The 25,654-nt window shown below is 67.5% G+C and carries 22 protein-coding genes and 3 pseudogenes; 19 read left to right on the top strand and 6 right to left on the bottom strand.

What is annotated here, in order from left to right:
• The 12 genes from DIE15_RS38215 to DIE15_RS28930 all read left to right on the top strand — a co-directional run.
• A partial coding sequence (locus tag DIE15_RS38215; protein WP_133168007.1) for a 4Fe-4S dicluster domain-containing protein occupies positions 1-76 on the top strand: 76 nt, incomplete at its 5' end.
• Positions 77-125: 49 nt separating this feature from the next.
• A complete protein-coding gene (gene bktB, locus DIE15_RS28980) occupies positions 126-1,319 on the top strand; it encodes a beta-ketothiolase BktB (protein WP_124834942.1) in 1,194 nt (397 codons plus the stop codon).
• On the top strand, positions 1,294-2,214 hold the full coding sequence (locus DIE15_RS28975) for a 3-hydroxybutyryl-CoA dehydrogenase (protein ID WP_175825265.1): 921 nt from the start codon (positions 1,294-1,296) through the stop codon (positions 2,212-2,214). The genes bktB and DIE15_RS28975 overlap by 26 nt, the downstream gene beginning before the upstream one ends.
• A gap of 716 nt (positions 2,215-2,930) precedes the next feature.
• A complete protein-coding gene (locus tag DIE15_RS28970) occupies positions 2,931-4,220 on the top strand; it encodes a glycine betaine/L-proline ABC transporter ATP-binding protein (protein WP_057927713.1) in 1,290 nt (429 codons plus the stop codon).
• A complete protein-coding gene (locus DIE15_RS28965; RefSeq protein ID WP_124834940.1) occupies positions 4,217-5,104 on the top strand; it encodes a proline/glycine betaine ABC transporter permease in 888 nt (295 codons plus the stop codon). The genes DIE15_RS28970 and DIE15_RS28965 overlap by 4 nt, the downstream gene beginning before the upstream one ends.
• 153 nt (positions 5,105-5,257) lie before the next feature.
• Entirely contained in the window at positions 5,258-6,139 is an 882-nt protein-coding gene (locus DIE15_RS28960; RefSeq protein ID WP_124834939.1) for a glycine betaine ABC transporter substrate-binding protein, read from the top strand.
• Between the two features lie 169 nt (positions 6,140-6,308).
• Positions 6,309-7,604 carry a serine hydroxymethyltransferase gene (gene glyA, locus DIE15_RS28955; protein WP_124834938.1) on the top strand — a complete coding sequence of 432 codons (1,296 nt, stop codon included), beginning with the start codon at positions 6,309-6,311 and terminating at the stop codon, positions 7,602-7,604.
• Between the two features lie 159 nt (positions 7,605-7,763).
• Entirely contained in the window at positions 7,764-8,651 is an 888-nt protein-coding gene (locus DIE15_RS28950) for a dihydrodipicolinate synthase family protein (RefSeq protein ID WP_057927717.1), read from the top strand.
• A 6-nt stretch (positions 8,652-8,657) separates the two neighbouring features.
• Complete coding sequence (locus DIE15_RS28945; RefSeq protein WP_124834937.1) at positions 8,658-9,989, top strand: FAD-binding oxidoreductase; 1,332 nt, start codon at positions 8,658-8,660, stop codon at positions 9,987-9,989.
• Between the two features lie 16 nt (positions 9,990-10,005).
• Positions 10,006-11,499 (top strand): aldehyde dehydrogenase, encoded by a 1,494-nt coding sequence (locus tag DIE15_RS28940; RefSeq protein ID WP_124834936.1) that lies wholly within the window; start codon positions 10,006-10,008, stop codon positions 11,497-11,499.
• 543 nt (positions 11,500-12,042) lie between these two features.
• On the top strand, positions 12,043-13,044 hold the full coding sequence (locus DIE15_RS28935) for a LysR substrate-binding domain-containing protein (protein WP_057927720.1): 1,002 nt from the start codon (positions 12,043-12,045) through the stop codon (positions 13,042-13,044).
• Between the two features lie 199 nt (positions 13,045-13,243).
• Complete coding sequence (locus tag DIE15_RS28930) at positions 13,244-14,818, top strand: serine hydrolase (RefSeq protein WP_124834935.1); 1,575 nt, start codon at positions 13,244-13,246, stop codon at positions 14,816-14,818.
• Between the two features lie 27 nt (positions 14,819-14,845).
• Here the strand turns inward: DIE15_RS28930 and deoC are convergent.
• From deoC to DIE15_RS28915, 3 genes and pseudogenes are all read right to left on the bottom strand, one after another.
• Positions 14,846-15,323 (bottom strand): annotated as a pseudogene (deoC, locus tag DIE15_RS28925) (deoxyribose-phosphate aldolase).
• A gap of 54 nt (positions 15,324-15,377) precedes the next feature.
• Positions 15,378-16,055 (bottom strand): hypothetical protein, encoded by a 678-nt coding sequence (locus DIE15_RS28920; RefSeq protein ID WP_124834934.1) that lies wholly within the window; start codon positions 16,053-16,055, stop codon positions 15,378-15,380.
• Between the two features lie 91 nt (positions 16,056-16,146).
• Positions 16,147-16,818, bottom strand: a pseudogene (locus DIE15_RS28915) (helix-turn-helix domain-containing protein); the annotation flags it as partial.
• Between DIE15_RS28915 and DIE15_RS28910 the strand changes: the two are divergent.
• Positions 16,807-17,082, top strand: a pseudogene (locus DIE15_RS28910) (short-chain dehydrogenase/reductase); the annotation flags it as partial. The pseudogenes DIE15_RS28915 and DIE15_RS28910 sit on opposite strands and share 12 nt — an antisense overlap.
• 82 nt (positions 17,083-17,164) lie before the next feature.
• On the opposite strand, the gene DIE15_RS28905 reads toward DIE15_RS28910, so the two are convergent.
• The gene (locus DIE15_RS28905) at positions 17,165-17,539 is read right to left on the bottom strand and encodes a VOC family protein (RefSeq protein WP_057927725.1); all 375 of its coding nucleotides are present in this window, start codon (positions 17,537-17,539) and stop codon (positions 17,165-17,167) included.
• A gap of 252 nt (positions 17,540-17,791) precedes the next feature.
• On the opposite strand from DIE15_RS28905, the gene DIE15_RS28900 reads away from it, so the two are divergent.
• The 4 genes from DIE15_RS28900 (at position 17,792) to DIE15_RS28885 (ending at position 22,255) form a co-directional block, all read left to right on the top strand.
• Positions 17,792-18,628, top strand: coding sequence for an alpha/beta fold hydrolase (locus DIE15_RS28900; RefSeq protein WP_124834933.1), 837 nt, complete (start codon positions 17,792-17,794; stop codon positions 18,626-18,628).
• 558 nt (positions 18,629-19,186) lie between these two features.
• Positions 19,187-20,692, top strand: coding sequence for a hypothetical protein (locus DIE15_RS28895; RefSeq protein WP_124834932.1), 1,506 nt, complete (start codon positions 19,187-19,189; stop codon positions 20,690-20,692).
• Between the two features lie 31 nt (positions 20,693-20,723).
• Positions 20,724-21,050: a hypothetical protein gene (locus DIE15_RS28890; RefSeq protein WP_057927728.1), complete on the top strand. Its 327-nt coding sequence runs from the start codon at positions 20,724-20,726 to the stop codon at positions 21,048-21,050.
• 149 nt (positions 21,051-21,199) lie between these two features.
• The gene (locus DIE15_RS28885; RefSeq protein WP_124834931.1) at positions 21,200-22,255 is read left to right on the top strand and encodes a helix-turn-helix domain-containing protein; all 1,056 of its coding nucleotides are present in this window, start codon (positions 21,200-21,202) and stop codon (positions 22,253-22,255) included.
• 58 nt (positions 22,256-22,313) lie between these two features.
• On the opposite strand, the gene DIE15_RS28880 is transcribed toward DIE15_RS28885, so the two are convergent.
• Both DIE15_RS28880 and DIE15_RS28875 read right to left on the bottom strand, forming a co-directional pair.
• Positions 22,314-23,729 (bottom strand): hypothetical protein, encoded by a 1,416-nt coding sequence (locus DIE15_RS28880; protein WP_057927730.1) that lies wholly within the window; start codon positions 23,727-23,729, stop codon positions 22,314-22,316.
• 135 nt (positions 23,730-23,864) lie between these two features.
• Positions 23,865-24,626: a 2-keto-4-pentenoate hydratase gene (locus DIE15_RS28875; RefSeq protein ID WP_124834930.1), complete on the bottom strand. Its 762-nt coding sequence runs from the start codon at positions 24,624-24,626 to the stop codon at positions 23,865-23,867.
• Between the two features lie 264 nt (positions 24,627-24,890).
• Between DIE15_RS28875 and DIE15_RS28870 the strand changes: the two genes are divergently transcribed.
• Entirely contained in the window at positions 24,891-25,370 is a 480-nt protein-coding gene (locus DIE15_RS28870) for a universal stress protein (protein ID WP_057927732.1), read from the top strand.
• A 15-nt stretch (positions 25,371-25,385) separates the two neighbouring features.
• Complete coding sequence (locus DIE15_RS28865; protein ID WP_124834929.1) at positions 25,386-25,577, top strand: DUF2964 family protein; 192 nt, start codon at positions 25,386-25,388, stop codon at positions 25,575-25,577.
• Positions 25,578-25,654 lie beyond the last annotated feature (77 nt).

Here is a 25,654-nt window from a genome sequence, read left to right as displayed (position 1 = left end):
CATCAAGGACCCGACGCAGAACATCGTGTGGGTCACGCCGGAAGGCGGCGGCGGGCCGAATTACCCGAACATGTAACGCAAACGCATCCCCGCGCCCACGGGCGCGAACGAACCGGAGTGAGACGATGAGCAATGCAGCGAAGGAAGTCGTGGTGGTGAGCGGTGTCCGTACCGCGATCGGCGATTTCGGCGGGAGCCTGAAGGATTTCTCGCCGACCGATCTCGGTGCGAAGGTGGTCGCCGAAGTGCTGTCGCGCGCGAACGTGCCGGGCGATGCGGTCGGCCATGTCGTGTTCGGCCACGTCGTGAACACCGAGCCGAAGGACATGTATCTCGCGCGCGTCGCGGCGATCAACGGCGGCGTCGCGCAGCACACGCCGGCGCTGACCGTGAACCGTCTGTGCGGCTCGGGCCTGCAGGCGATCGTGTCGGCCGCGCAGACGATCATGCTCGGCGACGCCGACGTCGCGATCGGCGGCGGGTCGGAGAACATGAGCCGCGCACCGTACACCGTGCCGGCCGCGCGTTTCGGCCAGCGCATGGGCGATGCGAAGCTCGTCGACATGATGCTCGGCGCGCTGCACGACCCGTTCCAGACGATCCACATGGGCGTGACGGCCGAGAACGTCGCGCGCAAGTACGGCATTTCGCGTGACGCGCAGGATGCACTTGCACTCGAATCGCATCGTCGCGCGGCGCGCGCGATCGCCGAAGGCCGCTTCAAGGATCAGATCCTGCCGATCTCGATCCGCACGAAGAAGGGCGAGGTCGCGTTCGACACCGACGAGCATGTGCGTCACGACGCCGGCCCGGACGACTTCACGAAGCTGAAGCCGGTGTTCGTGAAGGAAGACGGCACGGTGACGGCCGGCAACGCGTCGGGGATCAACGATGCGGCCGCCGCGGTGCTGATGATGAGCGCGGATGCCGCGCGCGCGCAGGGCGTGAAGCCGCTCGCGCGTCTCGTCGCGTATGCGCATGCGGGCGTCGATCCGGCGTACATGGGCATCGGCCCGGTGCCGGCCACGCAGAAGGCGCTGGAGCGCGCGGGCCTGAAGATCACCGATCTCGACGTGATCGAGGCGAACGAGGCGTTCGCGGCCCAGGCGTGCGCGGTCACGCAGGAACTCGGCCTCGATCCGGCCAAGGTCAACCCGAACGGCTCGGGCATTTCGCTCGGTCACCCGATCGGCGCGACGGGCGCATTGATCACGGTCAAGGCGCTGTACGAGCTCAAGCGCATCGGCGGGCGTTACGCGCTCGTGACGATGTGCATCGGCGGCGGCCAGGGGATTGCGGCGATCTTCGAGAACATCTGATAATCGAACGTTCAGCACCCGAACACACACAGGAATCGTCATGGCTATCGAAACCGTCGGCGTCGTGGGCGCCGGAACCATGGGCAACGGCATTGCGCAGACCGCCGCCGTTGCAGGACTCAACGTCGTGATGATCGACGTCAGCGATGCGGCGCTCGACAAGGGCGTCGCCGCACTGAAGGGCAGCCTCGAGCGGCTCGTATCGAAGGAGAAGCTCGACGCCGGTGCGCGCGATGCCGCGCTCGCGCGCATCACGACGTCGACCGATTACGCGAAGCTCGCCGCGGTCGACATCGTGATCGAAGCCGCGACCGAGAACGTCGAGCTGAAGAGCCGCATCCTGAAGCAGATCGAATCGGTCGCGCGGCCCGACGCGATCATCGCGACCAACACGTCGTCGATCTCGATCACCTCGCTCGCGGCGCTGCTCGCCGATTCGTCGCGCTTCGTCGGCATGCACTTCTTCAACCCGGTGCCGCTGATGCCGCTCGTCGAGATCATCCGCGGGCTGCAGACGAGCGAAGCGACGGCGTCGGCGGTGCGCGCGCTGACCGAGCGTTTCGACAAGTCGCCGATCGGCGTGCGCAACGCGCCGGGCTTCGTCGTGAACCGGATCCTCGTGCCGATGATCAACGAAGCGTTCTTCGTGCTGGCCGAAGGCATCGCGTCGGCCGAGGAGATCGATGCGGGGATGAAGCTCGGCGCGAACCATCCGATCGGGCCGCTCGCGCTGGCCGATCTCGTCGGGCTCGATGTGTGCCTCGCAGTGATGGATGTGTTCCTGAAGGACTTCGGCGACACGAAGTATCGTGCGTGCCCGCTGCTGCGCGAGATGGTGTCGGCCGGGCGGCTGGGGCGCAAGACGGGGCGCGGGGTGTACGACTACAGCAAGTAAGCGGCGCATCGGTGCCTCTTCGCGCGGCCGCCTTCGGGCGGCCGCGTGCTTTGCACGGCCCGCTTGCGCATCCGGCACGGCCAGATCCCGCGGCAACGTCCGCTTGAACATCGCGAGCAGTGGCCGGGCCGTCTTCGGCGGCACGTGATCGCGTGCCGCACGGCCGCCGCGATCTGGCCGCCGCGGCCGTTCGACACGAGCAACGCGTGCCCTTCTGCAACGGGCGGTGCCGATCGCACGGTTCCGCTATGTGCGTCACCGGCGCAAGTTCGATCCGTCCATCGTCGACCGCCGATCCTGCGTGTCCGAGCCGGCTCGATGGCCGCCTGCGCCGTCGCGCGCCGGTTCTCTCGGTAGTTTCCCTCACATACCCCCGTCGGGATTTTCCCCTAGCGCACCCTCCCGCGCACCGCGTGCACCACATTGCGGCAATCATGGCGAAATCCCGCACAGCCGCGCCGGTATTGGCTTTCGTCACGGTCCTGCAGTGCACCGCCAGTCACGCTTTTCCGCACGTTTTCGATGCATTACCAAAGGTATGGAAAAGCGCACAGAAAATGTATCTGGAGCGACGAAATTGGATTGATACGCTGCAATCACTGCATCAGCGCCGTCAACCAAGCGAGCGCGCATCGAGCCCACGCAACAAACGTGGCAGTCGAAGGCGACTCGTGCGAAGTTCGCGGTTTCCATTACCAGCTAGTCGGGATGACAGAATGGCCCCAAATCTGACGTTTGCACCGGGCGATGTACTTCCCCCCGGAGCAATCCACACCGACGGTGCGCCGTCGATCGCCCGGTCGAGTACCGCGACCGGAACCGACATCCTGACCGTCAAGCACCTGTCGAAGATTTTCGGTCCGAAGCCCGAGCGAGCGATCGAGCTGATGAAGCGCGGCGTCGGGCGCAACGAGATCTTCGCCGAAACCGGCAACATGGTGGCGGTCGATGACGTGAGCCTGAGCGTGCGGGCCGGCGAGATCTTCGTGATCATGGGCCTGTCGGGCTCCGGCAAATCGACGCTGGTGCGCCTGCTCAACCGGCTGATCGAGCCGACGTCCGGGCAGGTCGTGCTCGAAGGCCGCGACATCGCACCGATGTCGACGCCGGAACTGCGCGATGTTCGGCGCCAGAAGATGGCGATGGTGTTCCAGTCGTTCGCACTGCTGCCGAACCGGACCGTGATCGACAACATCGCGTACGGTCTCGAGGTCGCGGGGATCAAGAAGGCGCAGCGTTACGAAGTGGCGCGTGCCGCGCTGGAGCGCGTCGGCCTGGGTTCGTACGAGAAGCTGCTGCCGAGCGAGTTGTCCGGCGGTATGCAGCAGCGCGTGGGGCTGGCCCGCGCACTGGCGGTGAATCCGTCGGTCCTGCTGATGGACGAGGCATTCTCCGCGCTCGATCCGCTGATCCGCTTCGAAATGCAGAACGAACTGCTGCGCCTGCAGAAGGAAGAGCAGCGCACGATCGTGTTCATTTCACACGATATCGAGGAAGCGGTGAAGATCGGCGGCCGCATCGGCATCATGAAGGACGGCTGCCTGATCCAGGTCGGCACGCCGGCCGAACTGATCCAGACGCCGGCGGATGCGTACGTGCAGGACTTCTTCCGCAACGTCGACGTGTCGCGCTTCCTGAAGGCATCCAGCATGATGACGAAGGTCGAGCGCGGGCTGCTGCGGTGCGATGCCGGGACGTCGTCCGACCGCTACCTGAACCAGCTGATCGACAGCGGCGCGGAGTGCGGTTACGTGTGCGACGAGGCCGGCCATTATCTGGGCTGCGTCACGGCCGCCACGCTGCACCGCTCCGGCACGCGGCCGATTCGCGAGGCCTTCCTGCATGACTTCAACGCGGTTTCGATCGATACGGATCTGCATCGGCTCGCGTCGATCGCGCTGACCCAGGAGCACGACGTGCCGGTGACGGACGCAGCGGGACAACTGGCGGGCGTCGTGTCCTGCCGGACGATACTCAAGCAGATGATGCAACGGAGGGCAGCATGAATTCGTCGGTAATCGGGAAGTTCGCGGAAAATTTCGTCAATTTCCTGTTTCTGCATTTCCGCGGTGGCTTCGACACCTTCTCGGCGGGGCTCGGCGCGGTCGTGAAGCTGCTCGAAGACGGCCTCGCCGCCGTGCCGTTCATCGCGATGGTCGTGATCCTGGTCGGACTCGCGCTGTGGCGTCGCGGCATCGTGTTCTCGATCTTCGTCGGCTTCGCGCTGCTCGTCATTCACTACATGGGCCTGTGGGCGCAGACGGTCTCGACCCTCGCGCTCGTCACCGCGGCGACGTTCTTCAGCCTGGTGATCGGCGTCCCGCTGGGGATCTGGGGCGCGCGCAACAACCGGATCGGCATGATCCTGCGCTCGCTGCTCGACTTCATGCAGACGATGCCCGCGTTCGTGTACCTGATCCCGGCCGTGATCCTGTTCGGCCTCGGACGCGTGCCGGCCGTGATCGCGACGATCGTGTTCGCGATGCCGCCCGTCGTGCGGCTGACGACGCTCGGCATCCGGCAGGTCCGCGAGGAACTGATCGAAGCCGGCCGCTCGTTCGGCAGCACCGACTGGCAGCTTCTGTGGAAGATCCAGCTGCCGAACGCGCTGCCGTCGATCATGGCCGGCGTGAACCAGACGATCATGATGGCGCTGTCGATGGTGGTGGTCGCGTCGATGATCGGCGCGGGCGGCCTCGGCGAGTACGTGCTGAGCGGCATCCAGCGCCTCGACATCGGGATCGGCTTCGAAGGCGGGCTGGGCGTCGTGCTGCTCGCGATCGTGCTGGATCGCCTGACGGAGAGCTTCGGCGTGAAGGCGAAGAAGAAAAAGGCGCGACCGGCCGCTCGTGCAGGCAAGGCCGGCCCGCGTGGTGCGGCACGTACCTGACGGAAAAGGCAGTCGAAGGCAGTTGAAGGAAGATGAAGCGCCGCGGCCACGGTGCCGCGGCGGAACCGGTGTAGCAGTGCGTGGAGACCAGAAACGCCGATCGAAGGCGTTCCTCATCCTTGAAAGACTCGCGTGATTAACAAGGAGTACTAGATGAATACCCATACGTTCAAGTCGCTTCTGGCGAAACTTGCGGTATCGACGGTGGTTGCCTGCGGCGCAGGTGTGGGCGTGGCATCGGCGGCCGAGCCGGTCAAGATCGCGGTGACCAACTGGGCCGACGTGCTCGCGGTGGCCAACGTCGCGAAGTACGTGCTCGAGACGCAACTCAAGCAGCCGGTGCAGTTCGTCCAGGCCGACATCGGCATCCAGTACCAGGGCGTCGCGCGCGGCGACCTCGACATCATGGTCGGCGGCTGGCTGCCGGTCACGCATGCGACGTACTACGCGAAGTACAAGAACGACCTCGACGACGTCGGCATCATCTACACCGGCGGCAAGAACGGCTGGGCGGTGCCGACCTACATTCCCGAATCGCAGCTGTCGTCGATCGCCGACCTGAACAAGCCGGAGGTCAAGAGCAAGCTGAACGGCACGATCCAGGGCATCGAGCCGGGCGGCGGCCTGATGCAGGCGTCCGAGAAGACCATCAAGGCCTACAACCTGGACGGCTACAACCTGCAGGCGTCGAGCGAGGCAGGCATGCTGGCGAGCGTGTCGCGTGCGTACCAGTCGAAGCAGTGGGTCGTGGCGACGGTGTGGAGCCCGCACTGGCTGTTCCAGAAGTGGCAGATGCGTTACCTGAAGGACCCGAAGGGCACGCTGGGCGGTGAAGAGCAGATCCACGCGTTCGCGTCGAAGAAGTTCGCGGGCAAGTTCCCGCGCGCCGACGTGTTCTTCAAGCACCTGAAGCTGACGCTGGCCGACGTCGAGGCGATCGAGTTCGAAGGGAACAGCACGAACGATTACGCAACGGCCGCGAAGAAGTTCGTCGATGCCCATCCGGAGAAGCTGAAGGCCTGGCTGCAGCAGTGAGGCTGCGCCCCGGTAGCGCGGACGACGCGATTGGCGCCGTTCGCGCGAACCGGCGGCGCATGTCGCGCGATGCCGGCGGCCGGGGCCGCAACGAGGGCGCCGGCCTCGCAGTGTGTGAGGTACACGCAGTCCATGCAGCACGTCATGATTCGCGTTGCGGAGTCACCAAGTGAACGAGAACGCCCGCTTTTTTTCTGAAACGCTCCAGAGCCGGGATCCGGTGATCGCATCGGAGATCGCGCTGGAACTGCGTCGCCAGCAGAGCCAGATCGAACTGATCGCGTCCGAAAACATCGCGTCGGCGGCGGTGCTGGAAGCACAGGGCACCGTGCTGACGAACAAGTACGCGGAAGGCTATCCGTCCCGGCGGTACTACGGCGGTTGCGACCATGTCGACCGGATCGAGTCGCTCGCGATCGACCGTGCGTGCGCCCTGTTCGACGCGGCGCATGCGAACGTCCAGCCGCACTCGGGCGCGCAGGCCAACGGCGCGGTGATGCTCGCGCTCGTCAAGCCCGGCGACACGGTGATGGGCATGTCCCTCGATGCGGGCGGCCATCTCACGCACGGCGCACGGCCCGCGCTGTCGGGGAAGTGGTTCAACGCGGTGCAGTACGGCGTGAGCCCGGACACGCTGCGCATCGATTACGACGACGTGCGCCGGCTCGCCGAGCAGCATCGCCCGAAACTGATCATCGCCGGCTACTCCGCGTATCCGCGCGCGCTCGATTTCGCCGCGTTCCGCGAGATCGCGGACAGCGTCGATGCGAAGCTGATGGTCGACATGGCGCACATCGCCGGCATCGTCGCGGCCGGTCGGCATCAGAACCCGGTGCCGTTCGCCGACGTGGTGACGTCGACCACGCACAAGACGCTGCGCGGCCCGCGCGGCGGCTTCATCCTGACGAATCAGGCCGAGGTCGCGAAGCAGATCGATTCGGCGGTATTTCCGGGGTTGCAGGGCGGCCCGCTGATGCATGTCGTCGCGGGAAAGGCGGTGGCGTTCGCCGAGGCGCTGCGCCCGGAGTTTACGCGCTATATCGACCAGGTGTTGCGCAACGCGCAGACACTCGCCGGCGTGCTGACGGGCGGCGGCCTCTCGCTCGTCACGGGTGGCACGGACAACCACCTGCTGCTGGTCGACCTGCGTTCGCGACGTGTTACCGGCATGCAGGCCGAGAAGGCGCTGGAGCGTGCCGGCATCACCTGCAACAAGAACGGGATTCCGTTCGATAGGGAGAATCCGATGGTCACGTCCGGCATCCGGCTTGGCACGCCGGCGGGCACCACGCGCGGCTTCGGACCCGCGCAGTTCGCGCAGATCGGGGAAATGATCGTCGAAGTGCTGGCGGCGCTCGAGCGCGATCCGGGCGGCGACGAAGCGGTCGAGCGGTCGGTGCGGACCCGCGTGCGCGACCTGTGCAGCCAGTTCCCCATTTATGCGCATGCGGAGGCGTTCGCCTGATCCCGGCATCGGGATGGCCTGGAATATCGTTTTGATTACGTAGTGAATCGATCGGCGTGGCTGCGCGACTGCCGCGACGCGCCGACGATGTTTTGTCGAATTGCCGGTTTCCCGCCCGACGGGCGGAACCTGGCGCACCCATCTGAATGAGGAATCAAAATGAGCTTCGAGGGCGTACACACACCGCTGGTCACCCCGTTCGACGCGGACGGCGAAATCGATCATGCCCTGCTGGGCCGCCACGCGGCCGATCTCGCGGGCCGCGTGTCCGGCCTCGGCATTGGCGGGACGACGGGCGAATACTATGCATTGAGCTTCGACGAACGCGTGCGCACGTTCGACACGGTCGCGGCCGCGGCCGGCGGCAAGACGTTCCTGACCGCGGGCATCAACGCGACGACGACGAAGGAGGTGCTGCGCCTCGGCCGCGAAGCGAAACGCGCGGGACTGAACGCGCTGCTGGTTGCCGCGCCGTACTACGCGCAGCCGACCCAGCAGGAACTGCTCGCGCATCTGCTCGCGGTCGACGACGCGCTCGACATGCCGATCATGCTGTACAACTTCCCGGCCCGCACCGGCACGGAAATCGGCGACGACATTCTCGAGACGCTGCTCGCGCGCAAGAACTTCGTCGCGATGAAGGAAAGCACCGGCGATATCGCGCATCTGCATCATCTGTCGACGCATTTCAGCGGCCGGCTCGTGTTGAGCTGCGGGATGGACGACCAGGCGCTCGAATTCTTCGCATGGGGCGCGCGCAGCTGGGTCGGCGGCGCGTCGAACTTCCTGCCGGAAGCGCACACCGACCTGTTCGACGCCTGCGTGAAGCGCGGCGATTTCGCGACCGGCCGCAAGCTGATGGCGCAACTGCTGCCGGTGCTCGAACTGCTCGAGCGCAGCGGCAAGTTCATTCAGTACGTGCGCTACGGCTGCGAGCTGGCCGGCCTGCCGGTCGGCGTCGCCCGCGCACCGCTCGGCGCGCTGTCGGACGACGAGCGCGATGCGTTCGCGAAGCTCGTGAAACCGCTGCTGCGCGACGCCCGGTAATCCATCATGAGCTCGAACCTGGAATTCGCGCGGTTTCCGGCGCCGGACGGGATGAACGGGTGGTGGGAGAGCCTGCCGCCGGCGCGGGAAGCGAAGACCGTCACATCCGACAGCCGGTTCGACTGGGTCGTCGTCGGGGGCGGCATCACCGGCCTGTGCGCGGCGCGCCGGCTGGCGGAGCTCGCGCCCGACGCGTCCATCGCGCTCGTCGAGGCCGACCGGATCGGCCGCACGACGGCCGGGCGCAATTCCGGATTCTTCGTCGACCTGCCGCACGACATCAGCAGCGAAAGCTACTCGCGCAGCATCGACGAGGATCGCGCCGACGTGCGGTTTCAGCGGCACGGCATCGACTACGTGCGTGACATCGTGCGGCGCTTCGGCATCGATTGCGACTGGCGCGACGACGGCAAATTCCACGCATCGGTGAACAAGAAGGGCGCCGCCGCGCTCGCGCATTTTGCCGATGGCCTGACCCGCATCGGCGAAGCGTTCGAATGGCTCGACCAGGCCGCGATCAAGGCCGTGACCGGCACCGACTTCTACACGGGCGCGCTGTTCACGCCCGGCTGCAGCACGGTGCAGCCGGCCGCGCTGATGCGCGGCCTGGCGGCGACGCAACCGGACAACGTGACGGTGTTCGAGCTCAGCCCGGTGACGCGGATCGAGCAGCGCGGCGACACGCGCGCGCTGCATTTCGCCGGCGGCACGATCGTCGCGAAGCAGGTGATCCTGTGCACGAACGCGTACGCGGCGACCTTCGGCATGCATTCGAACGGCCTGCTGCCGGTCTATACGTTCGCATCGCTCACGCGTCAGATGAACGCCGACGAAGTGGCGAAACTCGGCGGCGCGCGTTCGTGGTCGCTGATTCCGGCCGACCCGATGGGCACCACGGTGCGACGCCTGATCACCGATCGCATTTGCGTGCGCAACCATTTCGCGTTCCGGCCGGACGTGAAGGTGTCGCCGGCCGATCTCGCGAAGTCGCGGCAGTTGCATCAGCGCTCGTTCGAGCGCCGCTTCCCGATGCTCGGCGGCGTCGAGCTGGAATATACGTGGGGCGGGCCGCTGTGCCTGTCCGCCAACAACGGTGCGCTGTTCGGCAGGCGCGACGACGGCCTCTTCGAGGCGATCGGCTGCAACGGCCTCGGCCTGAGCCGCGGGTCGTCCTCCGGCAAGCTGATCGCCGAATACGCGCTCGGCGAATCGAACAGCCTCGTGCAGCAGTTGCTGAAGCAGCCGCATCCGCGTCCGCTGCCGGTTCGGCCGATCGTCGACCTGGCCGTGTCGGCGACGATCTGGGCCAAGGAGTTCTCGGCGGGTGCCGAGCTTTGATGATTGAGGAAACGACATGACGACCCATCAGGATTGGAAACAGAAGGCGAATGCGCTATCGCTCGACGGTCGCGCGTTCATCGCGGGGCAACGCAGCGCGGCGGCGTCGGGCGAGACGTTCGCCACGCTCAACCCCGCGTCCGGCAAGGTGCTCGCCGAAGTGGCGCGATGCAGCGAACGGGACGTCGAGCGGGCGGTTGCGGCCGCGCGCGACGCGTTCGAATCGGGTGTCTGGTCGAAGGCCGCGCCCGCGCACCGCAAGGCGGTGCTGCTGCGCGTCGCGCAACTGATCGACGAGCACGCGGAGGAACTTGCGCTGCTCGAGGCGCTGGAAGCAGGCAAGCCGATCGGTGAATGCCTGGGGCTCGATATTCCCGAGTCGGCCGCGTGCATTCGCTGGCATGCGGAGGTGACCGACAAGCGTTACGACGCGTTGTCGCCGTCCGGCGCGGGCGTCGTGAGCATGATCACGCGCGAGCCGATCGGTGTCGTCGGCGCTGTGCTGCCGTGGAATTTCCCGGCGCTGATGCTCGCGTGGAAAATCGGCCCGGCGCTGTCGGTCGGCAACAGCGTGGTCGTGAAGCCGGCGGAACAGACGTCGCTGTCGACGCTGCGGATCGCCGATCTCGCGCTCGAGGCCGGTGTGCCGCCGGGCGTGTTCAGCGTCGTCACCGGGTTCGGCGCCGAGGCCGGCGAGGCGATCGGCCGCCACCCGGACGTCGATCTCGTCGCGTTCACCGGCTCGACCGCGACCGGCAAGCGGTTCTTGCACTACTCGGCCGATACCAACCTGAAGCGCGTCGTGCTCGAGTGCGGCGGCAAGAATCCGCAGGTGATCCTGCCGGACGTCGCGAACCTCGATGCGGTGGCCGAACAGGCCGTCGCGGCCGCATTCTGGAACATGGGCGAGAACTGCAGCGCCGGTTCGCGGATTCTCGTTCCGGCGAGCCGCAAGGCGGAACTGCTGGAGAAGGTTCAGGCCGTGCTCGCCGGCTGGAAGACCGGCGATCCGCTCGACCCGGACGTGAAGCTCGGTGCGCTGATCGAGCAGAAGCACTACGAGAAGGTGCTCGGCCATATCGAGAAGGCGAAGGCGGAAGGCGCGCGCGTGGCGTGCGGCGGGCATGCGATCCTCGCGGAGACGGGCGGCTGGTTCGTCGAACCGACGATCTTCGATCAGGTGACGCCGGAGATGAGCATCGCGCGCGACGAGGTGTTCGGGCCGGTCGTGTGCTTCATCGAATACGACGACGTCGACGAGGCGGTGCGGATCGCGAACGATACGTGCTACGGGCTGGCCGCGTCGCTGTGGACCGACAACGTGAACAGCGCGCACAAGGTCGCCGCGCGGATTCGCGCGGGGACGGTCACGGTGAACTGCTTCGGCGAAGGCGACCTGTCGACGCCGTTCGGCGGCTTCAAGCAGTCGGGCTTCGGCGGGCGCGACAAGTCCGTCTACGCGCACGATCAATATTGCGAGCTGAAGACCACCTGGCTGAAGCTCGACTGAGCGCGCACGCCGCACGTGCCGCACGCCGGGCCCGCGCGGCCCGGCCGATGGCGTGCGCGCGGCGGCGCCGGCCGCTTCGCGCGTGCCGCGGATCGGCCGCGATGTGGCGCTGCACCATGCCGCACGAGCACGGCCGGAGCTCGATCGGCCGGCGCAGGCCGCGCCAGTTGCCCGTTGCGCGCGACGAACGACGATACGCGCGGCTACCTTGCCGTGACGGCACGGCGCGGCATGTGGTGCACTGCGCAAACGCGCGGCGCGGCGCGGGGTGGCGGCGCGGTCGACGGGCATGCCGATCCGCTGTTCGTCTTGCAGTCCCCCTCATCGCTTCCGATAATGGCGATGCGATGCACAATCGATCGACAATGGCGTCATCGTGACGCCGTTTCAGCGTTCAACGTTGCCAGCCTCCCGGCTGACTCGCAAGCTGCACGATTCGGATGACCGAAAGGTTTGCGATGACATGGCCCGCAGGCAGCCGGCGGGCTGCGGACAACGGGTTCGTCGGCGCCGCGTCCGACCCGCGTTTTGAGAGTGAAAGCCATGTTGAAGAAGCAATTGTTTGCAGACCGACTCCTCGCGCAGATGCCGTCGCTTCGGGCGCTGCGGTGTTTCGTGACGGCGGCGCGCTACGAGAGCTTCACCCAGGCGGCCGAGGTGCTGTGCGTGACGCAGGCCGCGATCAGCCGGCAGATCAAGGAGCTCGAGGATTCGCTCGACGTCGCGCTGTTCGAGCGGACCGGCAGGCATATCGCGCTGACGGATGCGGGGCGGATTCTCTACAACGCGTCGTACCTGTCGATCATGAACATCGCCGAGGCGGCGGAGGCGGTACGCCGCACCGACAAGCATGCGCTGATGATCTGCGTGTCGCACACGTTCTCGGCGCTGTGGCTGTCGTCGCGGCTGCCGGCGTTTCGCGAGCAGTTTCCGGATATCCGGCTGCACGTGATCGTCACCGAGCACTTCATGGAGCTCGACGGGCTCATCGAGCCCGACATCATCATCACGAAGAACCCGCCGCGCGAGCCCGAGTTCGAAGTCGAGCCGCTGTTTCACGACATCGTGTATCCGGTGTGCAGCCCGTCGTTTCACGAACGCCATTTTCATCGCCGGTCGCTGAAGCCGCTGGACCTGCTGTCGTGCCCGACCCTGAACCTGTCGATGCTCGGTCGCGCGCAGGTGTGCGAGCACGTCGACTGGCGCGTGTGGCGCAACTGGTTCCAGCAAAGCGACGGCACCGACACGCTGACCGAGAGCAAGTATCTGGAAAGCAACGACTACCGGCTGCTCGTCGCGCAGGCCGAGGCCGGCGAGGGTACGCTGCTGGGCTGGCATCACCTTGTGCACCGGCAGATCGACCAGGGCATCCTGATGCGGCCGGTGCAGGACGTGCTGGTGTTTCGCGATCGCCATCACTATCTGATCACGCACCGGAATGCGCAGCCGCGCCCGGAATACCAGCTGTTCCGGCAGTGGCTGAACGACGAGGTCGGCGTGATGATGCGCGGCTGGCTCGATGCGGGCGTCGAGATCGAGGGATAGTGCGCTCGACGCCGGAGAGCCGGTGCGGCTGCCGGTCGCGTCATAGCGGATGACGAACGGCCAAGGGGCCGGACGTGCTGCAACGGAGTTGTCGGATTCGCGTGGAGCAGGCATATTGTGCGGGCGATCGGGGCCGGGCCATGCCCGAGCGCGTCGGAAATCAGAACAAACGCACGCACCACTCCACGGGGTTTGCATCATGACCGACTCATTCGATCGCAGGCGCTTCCTCAAGACGGCTTTCGGTTCGGCACTCGGCATCAGCGGCCTGGGCGCGCTGCCCGGTTGCGGCGGCGACACGGTGACGCCGGATCCGCTCGCGCCGGTGTCCGACGCGCAGATCGCGGCGGCGGTCGCGCAACTCGATCCATTCGTGAACGCGCTGCTGCGCAGTTCTGGCGTGCCCGGCATCGCGGTGGCCGTCGTGCACGGCGGCAACACGCTGTTCGCGAAGGGATACGGCGTCTGCAGCACAGTCACCGGCGAGCCCGTCGATGCGGACACGATTTTCCAGCTGGCATCGGTATCGAAGTCGATCGGCGCGACGGTCGTCGCGACCCAGGTCGGCAAGGGGCTCGTGAGCTGGGACACGCGGATGCAGCAACTGATGCCGTCGTTCGCGCTGTCCGACCCGTCGGTCACGCAATCGCTGACGGTCGGCGACCTGTACGCGCATCGTTCCGGCCTGCCCGAGCATGTCGGCGATCAGCTCGAGGAGCTCGGCTTCGATCAGGCGACGATCTTCAACCGGCTGCGCGACATTCCGCTCGACGGCTATCGCAGCCATTACGCGTACACGAACATCGGGCTCACGGCCGCGGCGATCGGCGTGGCCGACGCGGCCGGCATCGATTGGGCGACGCTGTCGGAGCAGGCGGTCTATGCGCCGCTCGGCATGACGCGCACGAGCTCGCGATATGCGGACTACCAGGCGAGCACGAATCATGCAATCGGGCACGTGCCGGCAAACGGCGCGTTCGTTCCCGTCGCCACGCCGCGCGATGCGGACCTGCAGTCGCCCGCCGGCGGTGTGAGCTCGTCGGTCAACGATCTGGCGAAATGGATGTCGATGGTGCTGGCCAACGGACGGGCCGGCACGACGCAGCTGATCCCTGCCGCCGCGTTGCAGCCCGCGTTGTCGCAGCAGATGCTGATCCGCCCGGCCAGCGCGGATGGCGCCGCCGCGTATTACGGCTACGGCTTCAACGTCGGGACGACCGCCGACGGCGGGCGGCCGATGGTCAGCCATTCCGGCGGGTTCCTGCTGGGCGCCAGTACCTTCTTCGTGATCGTGCCGTCGCTCGACATCGGCATCGTCGCGCTGGTCAACACCTGGCCGGTCGGCGTGCCGGAGGCGATCGGCTTCGCGTTCGTCGACCTGGTCCAGTACGGCGCGCAGCGTCGCGACTGGGCGGCCTTCGCGAAAGAGCAGACTGCATCGCTGACCGCGCCGTCCGGCTCGCTGGCCCGCGCGGCCGCGCCCGTGTCGCCGGCACCGCCGCAAGCGCTGAGCGCGTACGCGGGTACCTACGGCAACGATTACTACGGGCCGCTGACGATGAGCGTCGTGAACGGCGCCCTGGTGCTGACGATCGGCGCGGGCAATGTGCAGTTCGCGTGCACGCATTGGGACGGCGACACGTTCGCGCTGAGCCCGTCGGGCGAAATGGCGCCGCCCGGTTCGAGATACGCGCTCACGTTCGCCGGCACGCCGCCCGTCCGGGTGACGGCCGAACTGTTCAACGACGGCGGACTGAACGTCTTTACCCGCTGAAGTGGCCGTGCCGGCGCCGTTGTCGGCTCAGTAGGCCGTGTCGCTGCCGCCCCGGTCGGTGACGATCGCCACCCCCGAGCGCGTGCCGAGCCGCGTCGCGCCGGCCTCGAGCATCGCGAGCGCGGTCGCGCGGTCGCGCACGTCGCCCGATGCCTTCACGCCGAGCGTCGGGCCGACCGTGCGGCGCATCAGTGCGACGTCCGCGAGCGTCGCGCCGCCGTGGAAGCCGGTCGACGTCTTCACGAACGCGACGCCGAGCTCGCGGCACATCTCGCACACGCGCACCTTCTCGTCGTCGGTCAGCAATCCCGTTTCGAGAATTACCTTGAGCGGTGCCGGCCAGCTCGCGCGCGGCGAGCGGCACGTTCACCGAATTCACGCAGACAGAATAGAAGCGATGCTCGGCCGCCTGGCGGCAGAGTTCGCGGATCTGCGCGTCGCTCGCGTCGGGCGCGAGCAGTGTGTGATCGATGGTTTGGGCGAGTTGGTCGTTGGAAAACGGCATGTGTCAGGACTCCACAAATCGTGTGCCGAAGCAGCATGCCCGCGCGTATCGCAGTCATGCGTAAGCGCGGATCAGCGCGTCGAGATTGCGTCGCGCGAGCGGCGTGAGCGGCGCGAATTCCGCCGATTGAAACAGCGGGTCCTGCCCGCGCAGATGGCCGAGCGCCTGCTTGCGCCCGGCACGGAATGCCGCCGACGGCGCATCGGGATCCTGCGCCCACTCGCGTGCGATCGCGCGATCGTATTCGCGAAGCCGATCGGGCGCGGCCGCGAGAATCGCGAGATCGGCATCGAGAAAAATCCGCCCCGCGCGCAGCACGTCCGGATCGGAGCCGAAGGCGTCGGGCAGCCGGTGCGACTTCGTCGCGAGCACCAGCGCGTGTGCGATGGACACCTGCACCGCGTGCGCGTGCCGCCACGATTCGGTGCAGTGCGAATCCACGATCTGCGCGAGCCATCGCGCACTGCACGCTTCGTTCTCCGCATAGTCCGGCAGCGTCGTCGCGTAGACGATGTCGTGCGCCCAGACGGCGAGCTCGATCGCCGGCCACAGCGGTTCGGCGCGATAGGGCGCGAGATGCCCGAACAGATCGGCCAGGTGCGCGAGCGTGTGATAGAAGCGCTGCGGCTCGCCATACGCGCGCTCGACGAGCGGCCAGACGGCGGCCGTGCCGAAGCATGCGTCGCAGGAGGCACGCAACATGCGCGCGCTATCGGCAGTCAGGTCATTCATGTCGGCGATCGGCTCGGTCGGGCGATGCGCGCAGCATAGCAAACGCGCCGACGCGGCGGACGATGCGTTCGTCGACGCGCCGCTTCCGCGCTCAATGCGACGACACGTAAACCGCATCCTCGAATGCCGCCGGAATCGCGAACTGCGCGCGCATGCGCTTCGTCTCCTGCGCGGGCGTCAACCCGAACAGCCGCTTGAATTCCCGGCTGAACTGCGACGGGCTCGTATAGCCGACTGCATAACCGGCCGCCTCCGCCGTCAGGTCCTGGCGCACCATCAGCAGACGCGCCTGATGCAGCCGCGTCGACTTCAGGTACTGCATCGGCGACACCTGCGTGATCGCCTTGAAGTGGCTATGGAAGCTCGGCACGCTCATGCCGGCTTCGCCGGCCAGTTGCGTCACGTCGAGCGATTGCGCGTAGTCGGCGTGGATCAGGCGCAGCGAACGGCCGATCCGGCCGAACTGTCCACGCATCGCCAGCGCGTTTCTCATCGCGCTGCCCTGCGCGCCGGTGAGCACGCGGAAATACAGTTCGCGCAGCAGGCCGGGGCCCAGCACCACCGCTTCGAGCGGCCGATGCATCGCCTCGACGAAACGCAGCACGGTCGCCTGCATCGCGTCGTCCATCGGCGTCGACATCATGCTCCTCGGCGCCTGCACGGGCTCCGCGAGCCCTTCACGGTCGATCTGCGCGGCGAGTTCGGCGGCCATCGGGAAATCGAGGTGCAGATACAGCGCGAGCAGCGGGTGTGGGCCGGCCGCTCGATGACGCGCACGCCGCGCTCGATCGCCGATTACGACGCGATCTTCGATCCGATCCGCCAGGCGCGCGAGGAGAAAAGCGGCCGACAATTGGGCGATCCCGCCAAGGCCGCGCGCGCGATGCTCGCGGTCATTGCGGCGCGCCGCCCGCCGGCCCATCTGTTGCTCGGCAGCGATGCGCTTCGGCTCGTGCGCGCCAAATGGTCGGCGCTGGAAGACGACATGCGCGCGTGGGAAGCGGTGACCGTGTCGACGGACGCCTGAACCGACGCGTGATCACACGCGAGTCACGAGGCGCCGGCAGGTTCGTTACTCGCGCGCAGTGAATCGTGGCTCGATCGGACGATCAGGCTTCGGGATGCGAGCAGACCGCTTCGATGTTGTGCCCGTCCGGACCGATGACGAACGCGGCATAGTAGTTCGCGTGATACTGCGGGCGCAGGCCGGGTGCGCCGTTGTCCTTGCCGCCCGCTGCCAGCGCTGCCCGGTGGAACGCATCGACCTGCGCGCGCGTGTCGGCTGCGAATGCGAGGTGGAGACGGGCCGGTTTCTCGTCGGTCTGGAACAGGCACAGCGTCGGCTTGCCCGGCGCGCCGAGTTCGACGCCATAGGTCGGCACGCCTTCTGCGAGGACCGCTACGCCGAGCGGTTCGAGTGCGCGGAGAAAGAACGCCTTGCTCGCTGCATAGTCGCTGACGCCGAATTTGACGTGGTCGAACATGAGTGTTCCTGAAGTAAGTGGGCTGCGCGGCCGATCCGACGCGATATAGCCGCACATCGCCGTCGCCCGCAGAGTGCCGATGCATGCCGGCATGTCATTGGCTTCATGACATGTTCGCAGTTTTCCGCTACAACGGGGAAGTGCCGAGTCGACCGACGCGATGTGCCGCCGCGCCGCAGTTCGTCACCGACACCCGCCCCCGGGCGATCGGCCGGCACGCGATGTTCACCTACCCCAAAGGAGCCTGCAGCCATGCCTTACATCACCACGAAGGACAACGTCGACATCTTCTACAAGGATTGGGGCCCGAAGGATGCACAGCCGATCATGTTCCACCATGGCTGGCCGCTGTCCTCCGACGACTGGGATGCCCAGATGCTGTTCTTCGTCCAGAAGGGCTACCGCGTGATCGCGCACGACCGCCGCGGCCACGGCCGGTCGGCGCAGGTTTCCGACGGCCATGACATGGATCACTACGCGGCGGACGCGTTCGCGGTGGCCGAAGCGCTCGACCTGCGCCACGCGGTCCATATCGGTCACTCGACCGGCGGCGGCGAAGTCGCGCGCTACGTGGCGCGGCACGGCGAGCCGGCCGGCCGCGTCGCGAAGGCGGTGCTGGTCAGCGCGGTGCCGCCGCTGATGCTGAAGACCGACGCGAACCCGGAAGGCCTGCCGCTCGAAGTCTTCGACGGCTTCCGCAAGGCGCTCGCCGACAATCGCGCGCAGTTCTTCCTGGACGTGCCGTCCGGCCCGTTCTACGGCTTCAACCGGCCCGGCGCGGTGGTGCACCAGGGCGTGATCCAGAACTGGTGGCGCCAGGGCATGATCGGCAGCGCGAAGGCGCACTACGAAGGCATCAAGGCCTTCTCGGAGACGGACCAGACCGAAGACCTGCGGTCGATCTCGGTGCCGACGCTCGTGCTGCACGGCGAAGACGACCAGATCGTGCCGATCGCGGATTCCGCGCTGAAGTCGGTCAAGCTGCTGAAAAACGGCGCGCTGAAGACGTATCCGGGCTATTCGCACGGGATGCTGACGATCAACGCGGACGCGCTGAACGCCGACCTGCTGGCTTTCGTGCAGGCATAACGCGATCGGTGCATGCCCGCTTTCGCGGGCTGCGCCGTGCTGGCCGGCCACGCCGGCCGGCCCCATCCCCCTTCGCTGGCGTGTTTGACCGGTTATGCAGAACGATGCTGCCGGCACGAAATCGCGAAGTCGCCACGACGCAGTGCAGCGCGTCCCGCTCGCTGCCGTCGATTCCCCCTTCGATGCGCCGCAGGATTGCGGCCGCCGCCCGCCGCGGCGGGCCGGTATCCGAATTCGCGCGTCACCGGCGCATGCGCGTGCCGATTACCGGCGAAACGCATGTCCACTCACTGTGGATGCAACCCCACCTCGATTCCGGATCGTATGAATTAAGATGCAGCCGGCACTTCGGGGTGTCCGGGGATGGACGACAGAGGCAGTACGCAAGCCGCCGTTCGTACCGGAAGCAAAGGCCGTCCGCGCGATCGAACAGGGCTAGGCTCGACGAAAGCGCGGCATTCCACATCTATTGAATGGCACTGCTTATCAATATGTGCGGCAGGGTTGACCTGCTGCTCAGGCAAGTACGTGCCGTCAATCCAGAACAAGAGGATTGTGATGAAACCCGTAACCTGGGCGGTCATGGCCGTCGTTCTCGCGTTGACCGCATGCGGCGGCGACGACGTCTCGACGAAGAGCGATGCGTCGCAGTCGACGCCGACCCATCCCGGATCGCCTTCCGGACCCTCGTCGCCCGGCGGCGGCTCGAATGGCGGCCCGACGGGCGGGGGCACGTCGCAGCCGCAGGCCGGCTGGTCGGCGGCCGTCGCAGTGGACGGCAAGGGGCCGGAGGGCGACCCCAGCGTGACGATCGACGCGAGCGGCAATGCGCTCGCAACCTGGATGACCAACGGCCCGGCCGGCGCGAACGGCAATGAAATGTGGGGCGCGCGCTATGTCCCGGGCTCGGGCTGGGGCAGCGCGACGCGGCTCGACACGAGCGATGGTTCGCATTCGATGAACAGCCTGACCGGCGTTCAGCCGCAACTGGTCGGCAACGCGAGCGGACAGGCGGTCGCGTTCTGGACCGAATGGACGCCGGGCCCCAACACGTACGCCCTGTGGGCGCGCCCGTACAGCCCGAATGGCGGATGGGGCACACCGGTCGCACTGGCGCCGGACATGGCCGGTTCGTCCTATACGGCCGGGATCGACAGCCAGGGCAACGCGCTCGTCGCATGGACGCAGTCGATCAGCCTGCTCGATACGCGCATCGCATGGACGCGCTATACGCCGGCGGGACAGTGGTCGCCGACGGCGTTGATCCAGATGCCGGTGCAGACCGGGCCGGGTGCGGTGACCGGCGATACCGACAACGTGAGGCCGATGATGTCGGTCCTGTCATCCGGCCGCGCGGTGCTCGCGTGGCGGCAGACCAACCATACGAAGTCGGCGCTGTGGACGGCCACGTACGACGCGACCAACGGCTGGACCGACGTCAACCAGGCCGTATCGAACACGAGCCTGTTTACGACGATCATCTCGCCGGTGGCCGGCATGGACGCGAAGGGCAACATCACGCTGCTCTGGGGGCAAATCGACGTGACGGGCGGGCAGATTCTCACGGCGACGATGTCGCAACGCTACGTATCCGGCACCGGGTGGCAGCCCGCACAGCCCGTGGCGCCGGCGATCGCGGAGCCGACAGGGTTCATCGCGACGCCGATGCTGACCGTCAACGAAAACGGCGTGGCCGCCGCGATGTGGGCGGAAGGGGGCGCCGTCCTGCAGGCGAGCGTGTCCGATGCCAGCGGCAACTGGGGGCCGCTGCAGCGGCTGACGGAACACCTGAACGGGGCGGCCGCGCAGTACCCGGCGCTGGTGGTCGACGCGGCGGGCAATGTGACGGCCGCATGGCAGGACACGGGCTTGCCGGGCGCGTCGGCCGTCATCGCGGCCAGCTATCGCAAAGGTGCGTGGGGCGCGTCGACGGTGGCGGCAGACAGTGCGTCATGGCCGGCACTGGCCGTCAACGCGACAGGGTCGATGGCGCTCGTCTGGCAATCGTATGTCGCGAGTATCGGCAGCCAGCTGCAGTCCAGTTTCTATACCCCGGGCTCGTGATCGCGTTGCGCGGAAAACCGAAGGAGAATCGATGAAGAAGACCTTGCATTGCACCGCACGGACCGCGCTGGGCGCCGCGGTTGCCGGCCTCGTGCTGTCCGCGTGCGGCACGACGCAGATGAACATGACCGACGTGCAGACGTCGACCGCGAAGACGCTCGGCCTCGCGTCGTCGGACGAAATCACGATCGCCAACGTGCAGTACGGGAAGAAGAACGGGCTCGGCGGCCAGCAGGTGAGTTACGACGCGACCACCGGCAAGGGGCGGCGGTTCACCTGCAACGTGTTCATGATTCCCGGCCTCACGCCGATCGACCGGCCGACGTACAACGACTGGGAATGCCATCCGCGCCGCTGACGCGTCGCGCCGAAGGCAGCGATGCCCGCCGCCGCATGTCGATCGACGGCGCGGCGGGCGATCCGGCGAATCCGCTGTCCGGCGCCGCATTTTGGTCCGATAATCGGCGAACCGATTCATCCTTCCCGTCGGCTCGAATAAGAACTGCCATGGATCAAGCGGATGCCATCCCCGTTTTCAAGTTTCGTACCACCGACTATCCGGTGCCGGACCGGTTCCACGTGTGGGTCAAGGACATGCTCTGCGACTACCGGCTGGACGACATCGGCGGCTACGGCACGTTCGACGCGGAAGCGACCGGTGCGGCGCTCGGCCCGCTGATCTTTTCGGGACGGCGCTGGCGCTCGCGCGCGCCGACCTACACGGTGCACCGGACGCCCCGGCGGATCCGGCTCGACGGCCAGGATTCGATCCGCTTCACGCTGCTGCTGGGCGGGCATCTCACGTGCCGCACCGGCGGGCCGGAACTGATCAAGCGCGCGGGCGACCTGTTCGTCTACGACGTCGCGCAGGTCAACGACTGCCGGGTCGAGGCCGGCGACGTGATCAGCCTGGTGGTGCCGCGCCATCTGCTGCCGGCCCATGCGGCGAACGCGCACGGGCAGACGCTGTCGAGCGGTGTCGGGCGGCTGCTGCGCGACCAGATGCTGTCGCTGTTCCGCAATCTGCCGGACCTGCGCACGCACGAGGTGCCGAGCATCGTGCAATCGTTGCTGCTGCTTCTGGCCGCGGCGGTCGCGCCGGGCGCGCAGGCATTCGACGACGCGCGCGGCCCGATCGACAACGCGCTGGTCGAGCGCGCGCGGCGCTATATCGACGCGCACCTGCTGGAACCCGACCTCACGCCCGACCGGATCTGCCGGGACATCGGCGTGTCGAGGGCGCGGCTCTATCAGCTGTTCGGGGAAGAGGGCGGCGTGATGCGGCAGATCACGCGCAGACGGTTGCGCCACGCGTACCACGTGCTCGGCGATCCGACGCGCCGACATCAGCGCATCGCGGAAATCGCATGGGCGCACGGCTTTCCGGACGAGAAATACTTCCATCGGCTGTTCAAGGCGGAGTTCGGCCATACGCCGAAGGAAACGCTCGCATGCGCGGCGGCGCCGGTCCTGCTGCCGGTCGGCGCGGACGGGGACAATCGCTGGGGAGACGGCGGGCGGCTGACGGGGTGGACGCTGCCGTTCGGGGTGCTCAACAACTGAGCCGACGGCGCGTGGCATGGCGATTCAACGCGCAAGCCGGTCCGCCCGGATGCGCGCGTCATGCATCGTTCGCGGCGCTGTCGCCCATCTCATCCATATCGCCCTCGATCGCGGCCATCAGGTCGTCGATGCCTACCATCAGCGCCCGTACCTGCCGCAGCGATTCATACTGATGCAGCACCGCGCGCCATGACGGCAGTTCCAGCAGCGCGTTCCAGACGGCGCACAGGCCGTGCGGATCGGCATCCGTGCGCTGCGCCAGCGCGCTCGCGTAGTCGAGGCTTGCCGGCGCCGACAGCAGCTGCATCCGGCTCGCGGCCCCCAGGAGGCGCGGCGTCGGGTCGGCCGATGCATCGCAGCAGTACAGTACCTCGTGCTGCAATGCCGCGTCGTCGGTCGTCAGCGCGCGCAGCGACGCGCCGTGCAGGCGCACCGCGCCTTCACGCGTGTCGAACGCATAGACGGTGTCCGGATCGGCTTGCGCGAGCAGGCTCAGGCCGCGCAGCAACCGCGGCAGATCGGTCGTCGCGGCATCCGCGGACGCCTTCGCCTCGACGAGGAAGCGGACGTGCCACGCGGCCGACGGATCGTCGCCGCGCGCGCGCTCGAGCAGCACCGCATCCCACTCGGTTTTCGCGCGGTCGTGCTTGGCCGGAATCGATGCCGGCACGCGCATCGACGTGACCACGCGATATGTGCGATGCGCATCGCTCGCATCGAGTTGCTCGGCCAATGCGTCGAGCGCCTGCGCGGCCAGCGCTTCGACGGCCGCACCGCGCTGTTGCGACGTGACGCCCTGCGCAACGGCGAGCGCGCTGCCTTCGAGCGGCCCCTGGCGTCCCCATAGCGTGCGGTACCGCTGGACATCGGGGTCCGGCGACAGGGCGTCGAGACGCTGCAGCCGCGCGAGCGCGGGGCTGTCCTTCAGTTTGACGATGTCCTGTTCGAACGCGGTGTCGGCCGCCATCTCCGGTTGCGCGAGCAGGTGCCGCAGCGTGGCATCGAGATCGTTCCACGACGCGCTGGCCGCGGCCGCGTGCAGCCGCGCGAGCGGCTCGCGTTGCCACGCCTGCGCATGCCGTTCGAGCCGGGCCGGATGCGCGATCGTGTTGACGGCCGAGCGCAGCGTGCGCCGATCCTGTTCGGCATGCGCGGCGAGCGACGCGTATTCGCGCACGGTCGCCGCGCCATGCCGCAGCACCGCCGCCTGGAACGCGGGGTCGCCCGATTGTGCGTCCATCGCGTCGCCGATCATGCGCGCGAGCGCGTCGACGAAACGGCGCTGCAATGCCGGGTCGGGTGCTCGGCCGTCCGCTTGCATCCGGCGCGCTTCCTCGATCACGATCGCGATGACGGTGGCCGGGTTCGCGGCGTCGGTCAGCGACGACGCGCGCACGAGCGGCGGCAGCCGGTAGCGGCGCTCGACGGTGCGCAGGACATCATCCAGCAGGGCGGGCAAGGGTGTCGGCGGCATGGCGAATGACGGAAATGAACGCGGCTTCGCGCGTGTGACGGCGATGTGCAACGGTATCACGCCGGGTCGGCAGAGGCAGGGCCGGGCGCCGCGCGTTCGCCGGGATTCGCGCGCGGGCCGCCCTGCCGCCGAGCCTCAGGCCGTCAGCGTCACCGACAGGCTGCCGAGCTCGCCGAAGCGCACGGTCAGCGCATCGCCGAGCGGCACGTCGATCGCGCCCGCATACGAGCCGGTCGTCACGATCTGGCCGGCGCGCGCGCCGTCGCCGCGCGATGCGAGGAAATTCACCAGCCACACGAGCGGCTTGAGCGGATCGCCATCCGGATGGCGGCCGTCGATCGTGCGGTTCAGCGCGCCCTCGAACGACAGCGCGAGCGTCTCGAGCGGCACGTTCAGCCCGTCGGGCACGACGGGGCCCACGCACAGCCCCTGGTTGAACTGCCCGTCGGCGAGCAGCTCGAACTTCGACGCGCGCGCAGGCTCCGCATAGCGGCAACCCAATACCTCGAGCACGACGCGCACTTCGCGGATCGCGCCGCGCACGTCGTTCTCGTCGTACGGCTGCGCACGGGCGGGCAGGTCGCGATCGAGCACGAACGCGATTTCCGGCTCGATCCGCACGATCGGGCCGCCGACGACGCGGTACGGCGCATCGGCTTCGCGGATCGTCGACGCGAAGATCGGCGCGACGATCACGCGGTCGGGCGGCGGCAGTGCGCATTTCCATCCGCCGATGGTTTCGCCGAGCAGGTCGGCGACGCGATGCTGGATCGCGAGCGCGGTGTCGGCGTTCTCTGGGCGGAAGGCGTCGGGCAGCAGCGGGCCGGGTACGCCGGCATGGCGGGCGGCGACGAGATGCTGGGCGGCGCCGTCCACGCGTTCGGTAGTCGTTGTCATGTCGGTTGAGCGAGTTGAAAGTGAGCCGGAAAAAAGGGGCCGGACGAAGGTCGCAAATCTGATGATAGCGCCTTCGGCGGCATGGCCGCTCGATTGCACGGCTCGGCCGCCCATCCGGTACCCCGGTTTCTCCGCGTGGCGCTTTGCCGCACGGCGCGCTTTCGGTGAATCTTGATCGCCGTCAATCTTCGAACCGGCCGCCGGCCGATGATGGGACATGGCCGTGCGCTACCGCGCGCGGCAACTCACCCCAGCGAGGTTCGCATGTACAAGAAGATCATGGTGGCCGTCGACGGCAGCGCTTCGTCGAAACAGGCGCTTGCCGAGGCGTTGAAGGTGGCGAAGGCGGGCGACACGCACGTCAGCGTCGTGTACGTGGTCGACAAGTCGGTGCTGTTCACGTACGCGGGCCGTTTCGACCCGCACGCGCTCATCGAGGAAATCCGCGATGAAGGGCGCAAGGTGCTGCGTGAAGCCGAACAGGTGATCGCGCAAGCCGGCGCGAAAGGCGAGGGCGAGCTCGTCGAAACCGAGAGCATCGGCGAGGACGTCGCGGAACGCCTGCAGCGTTATGTGAAGGAACACGCGATCGATCTCGCGGTGGTCGGCACGCACGGGCGGCGCGGGATCCGGCGCGTGGTGCTCGGAAGTGTTGCCGAGCGCTTCGTGCGCGGCTCGAAGTGTCCGGTGCTGCTGATTCGCGGCGGCGACGCCGACGTGTCGGCTTCCGCCGCGGCGGCCTGACGCGGCCGGCACGCGATGATACGTCGCCAGTACCGGATCGTCGTCGCGGCGATCGCCGTGTTCGTGTCGCTCGCCGGGATGATGGCTGTCGTGACCGGGCTGCTGTTCGGCGACACGGTCGCGCTGCGCGGCGGCGCGATCGCGTTGATCGTCGGCGTGGCCGGTTTCGTCGTGATGCTCAACCCGGGGCCGAAGGGCGAGGGTTGACGCGGGCAAGCCGCCTGTCTTCTTGACGCGGCGCGTACGGGCGCCCGCCAGTGACCGGCGGTGTCCCGTGATTGCTG

It is taken from the genome of Burkholderia sp. Bp9031 (assembly GCF_003857965.1).
Classification (GTDB): Bacteria; Pseudomonadota; Gammaproteobacteria; order Burkholderiales; family Burkholderiaceae; genus Burkholderia; species Burkholderia ambifaria_A.
This window is presented reverse-complemented; position numbering and strand designations above follow the sequence as displayed.

What these genes read in the sequence shown, in the direction of transcription:
- bktB (WP_124834942.1), top strand. Translation starts at nt 126, where the DNA reads ATGAGCAATGCAGCGAAGGAAGTCGTGGTGGTGAGCGGTGTCCGTACC.
- DIE15_RS28970 (WP_057927713.1), top strand. Translation starts at nt 2,931, where the DNA reads ATGGCCCCAAATCTGACGTTTGCACCGGGCGATGTACTTCCCCCCGGA.
- DIE15_RS28965 (WP_124834940.1), top strand. Translation starts at nt 4,217, where the DNA reads ATGAATTCGTCGGTAATCGGGAAGTTCGCGGAAAATTTCGTCAATTTC.
- DIE15_RS28960 (WP_124834939.1), top strand. Translation starts at nt 5,258, where the DNA reads ATGAATACCCATACGTTCAAGTCGCTTCTGGCGAAACTTGCGGTATCG.
- DIE15_RS28950 (WP_057927717.1), top strand. Translation starts at nt 7,764, where the DNA reads ATGAGCTTCGAGGGCGTACACACACCGCTGGTCACCCCGTTCGACGCG.
- DIE15_RS28945 (WP_124834937.1), top strand. Translation starts at nt 8,658, where the DNA reads ATGAGCTCGAACCTGGAATTCGCGCGGTTTCCGGCGCCGGACGGGATG.
- DIE15_RS28940 (WP_124834936.1), top strand. Translation starts at nt 10,006, where the DNA reads ATGACGACCCATCAGGATTGGAAACAGAAGGCGAATGCGCTATCGCTC.
- DIE15_RS28935 (WP_057927720.1), top strand. Translation starts at nt 12,043, where the DNA reads ATGTTGAAGAAGCAATTGTTTGCAGACCGACTCCTCGCGCAGATGCCG.
- DIE15_RS28930 (WP_124834935.1), top strand. Translation starts at nt 13,244, where the DNA reads ATGACCGACTCATTCGATCGCAGGCGCTTCCTCAAGACGGCTTTCGGT.
- DIE15_RS28920 (WP_124834934.1), bottom strand. Translation starts at nt 16,055, where the DNA reads ATGAATGACCTGACTGCCGATAGCGCGCGCATGTTGCGTGCCTCCTGC.
- DIE15_RS28905 (WP_057927725.1), bottom strand. Translation starts at nt 17,539, where the DNA reads ATGTTCGACCACGTCAAATTCGGCGTCAGCGACTATGCAGCGAGCAAG.
- DIE15_RS28900 (WP_124834933.1), top strand. Translation starts at nt 17,792, where the DNA reads ATGCCTTACATCACCACGAAGGACAACGTCGACATCTTCTACAAGGAT.
- DIE15_RS28895 (WP_124834932.1), top strand. Translation starts at nt 19,187, where the DNA reads ATGAAACCCGTAACCTGGGCGGTCATGGCCGTCGTTCTCGCGTTGACC.
- DIE15_RS28890 (WP_057927728.1), top strand. Translation starts at nt 20,724, where the DNA reads ATGAAGAAGACCTTGCATTGCACCGCACGGACCGCGCTGGGCGCCGCG.
- DIE15_RS28885 (WP_124834931.1), top strand. Translation starts at nt 21,200, where the DNA reads ATGGATCAAGCGGATGCCATCCCCGTTTTCAAGTTTCGTACCACCGAC.
- DIE15_RS28880 (WP_057927730.1), bottom strand. Translation starts at nt 23,729, where the DNA reads ATGCCGCCGACACCCTTGCCCGCCCTGCTGGATGATGTCCTGCGCACC.
- DIE15_RS28875 (WP_124834930.1), bottom strand. Translation starts at nt 24,626, where the DNA reads ATGACAACGACTACCGAACGCGTGGACGGCGCCGCCCAGCATCTCGTC.
- DIE15_RS28870 (WP_057927732.1), top strand. Translation starts at nt 24,891, where the DNA reads ATGTACAAGAAGATCATGGTGGCCGTCGACGGCAGCGCTTCGTCGAAA.
- DIE15_RS28865 (WP_124834929.1), top strand. Translation starts at nt 25,386, where the DNA reads ATGATACGTCGCCAGTACCGGATCGTCGTCGCGGCGATCGCCGTGTTC.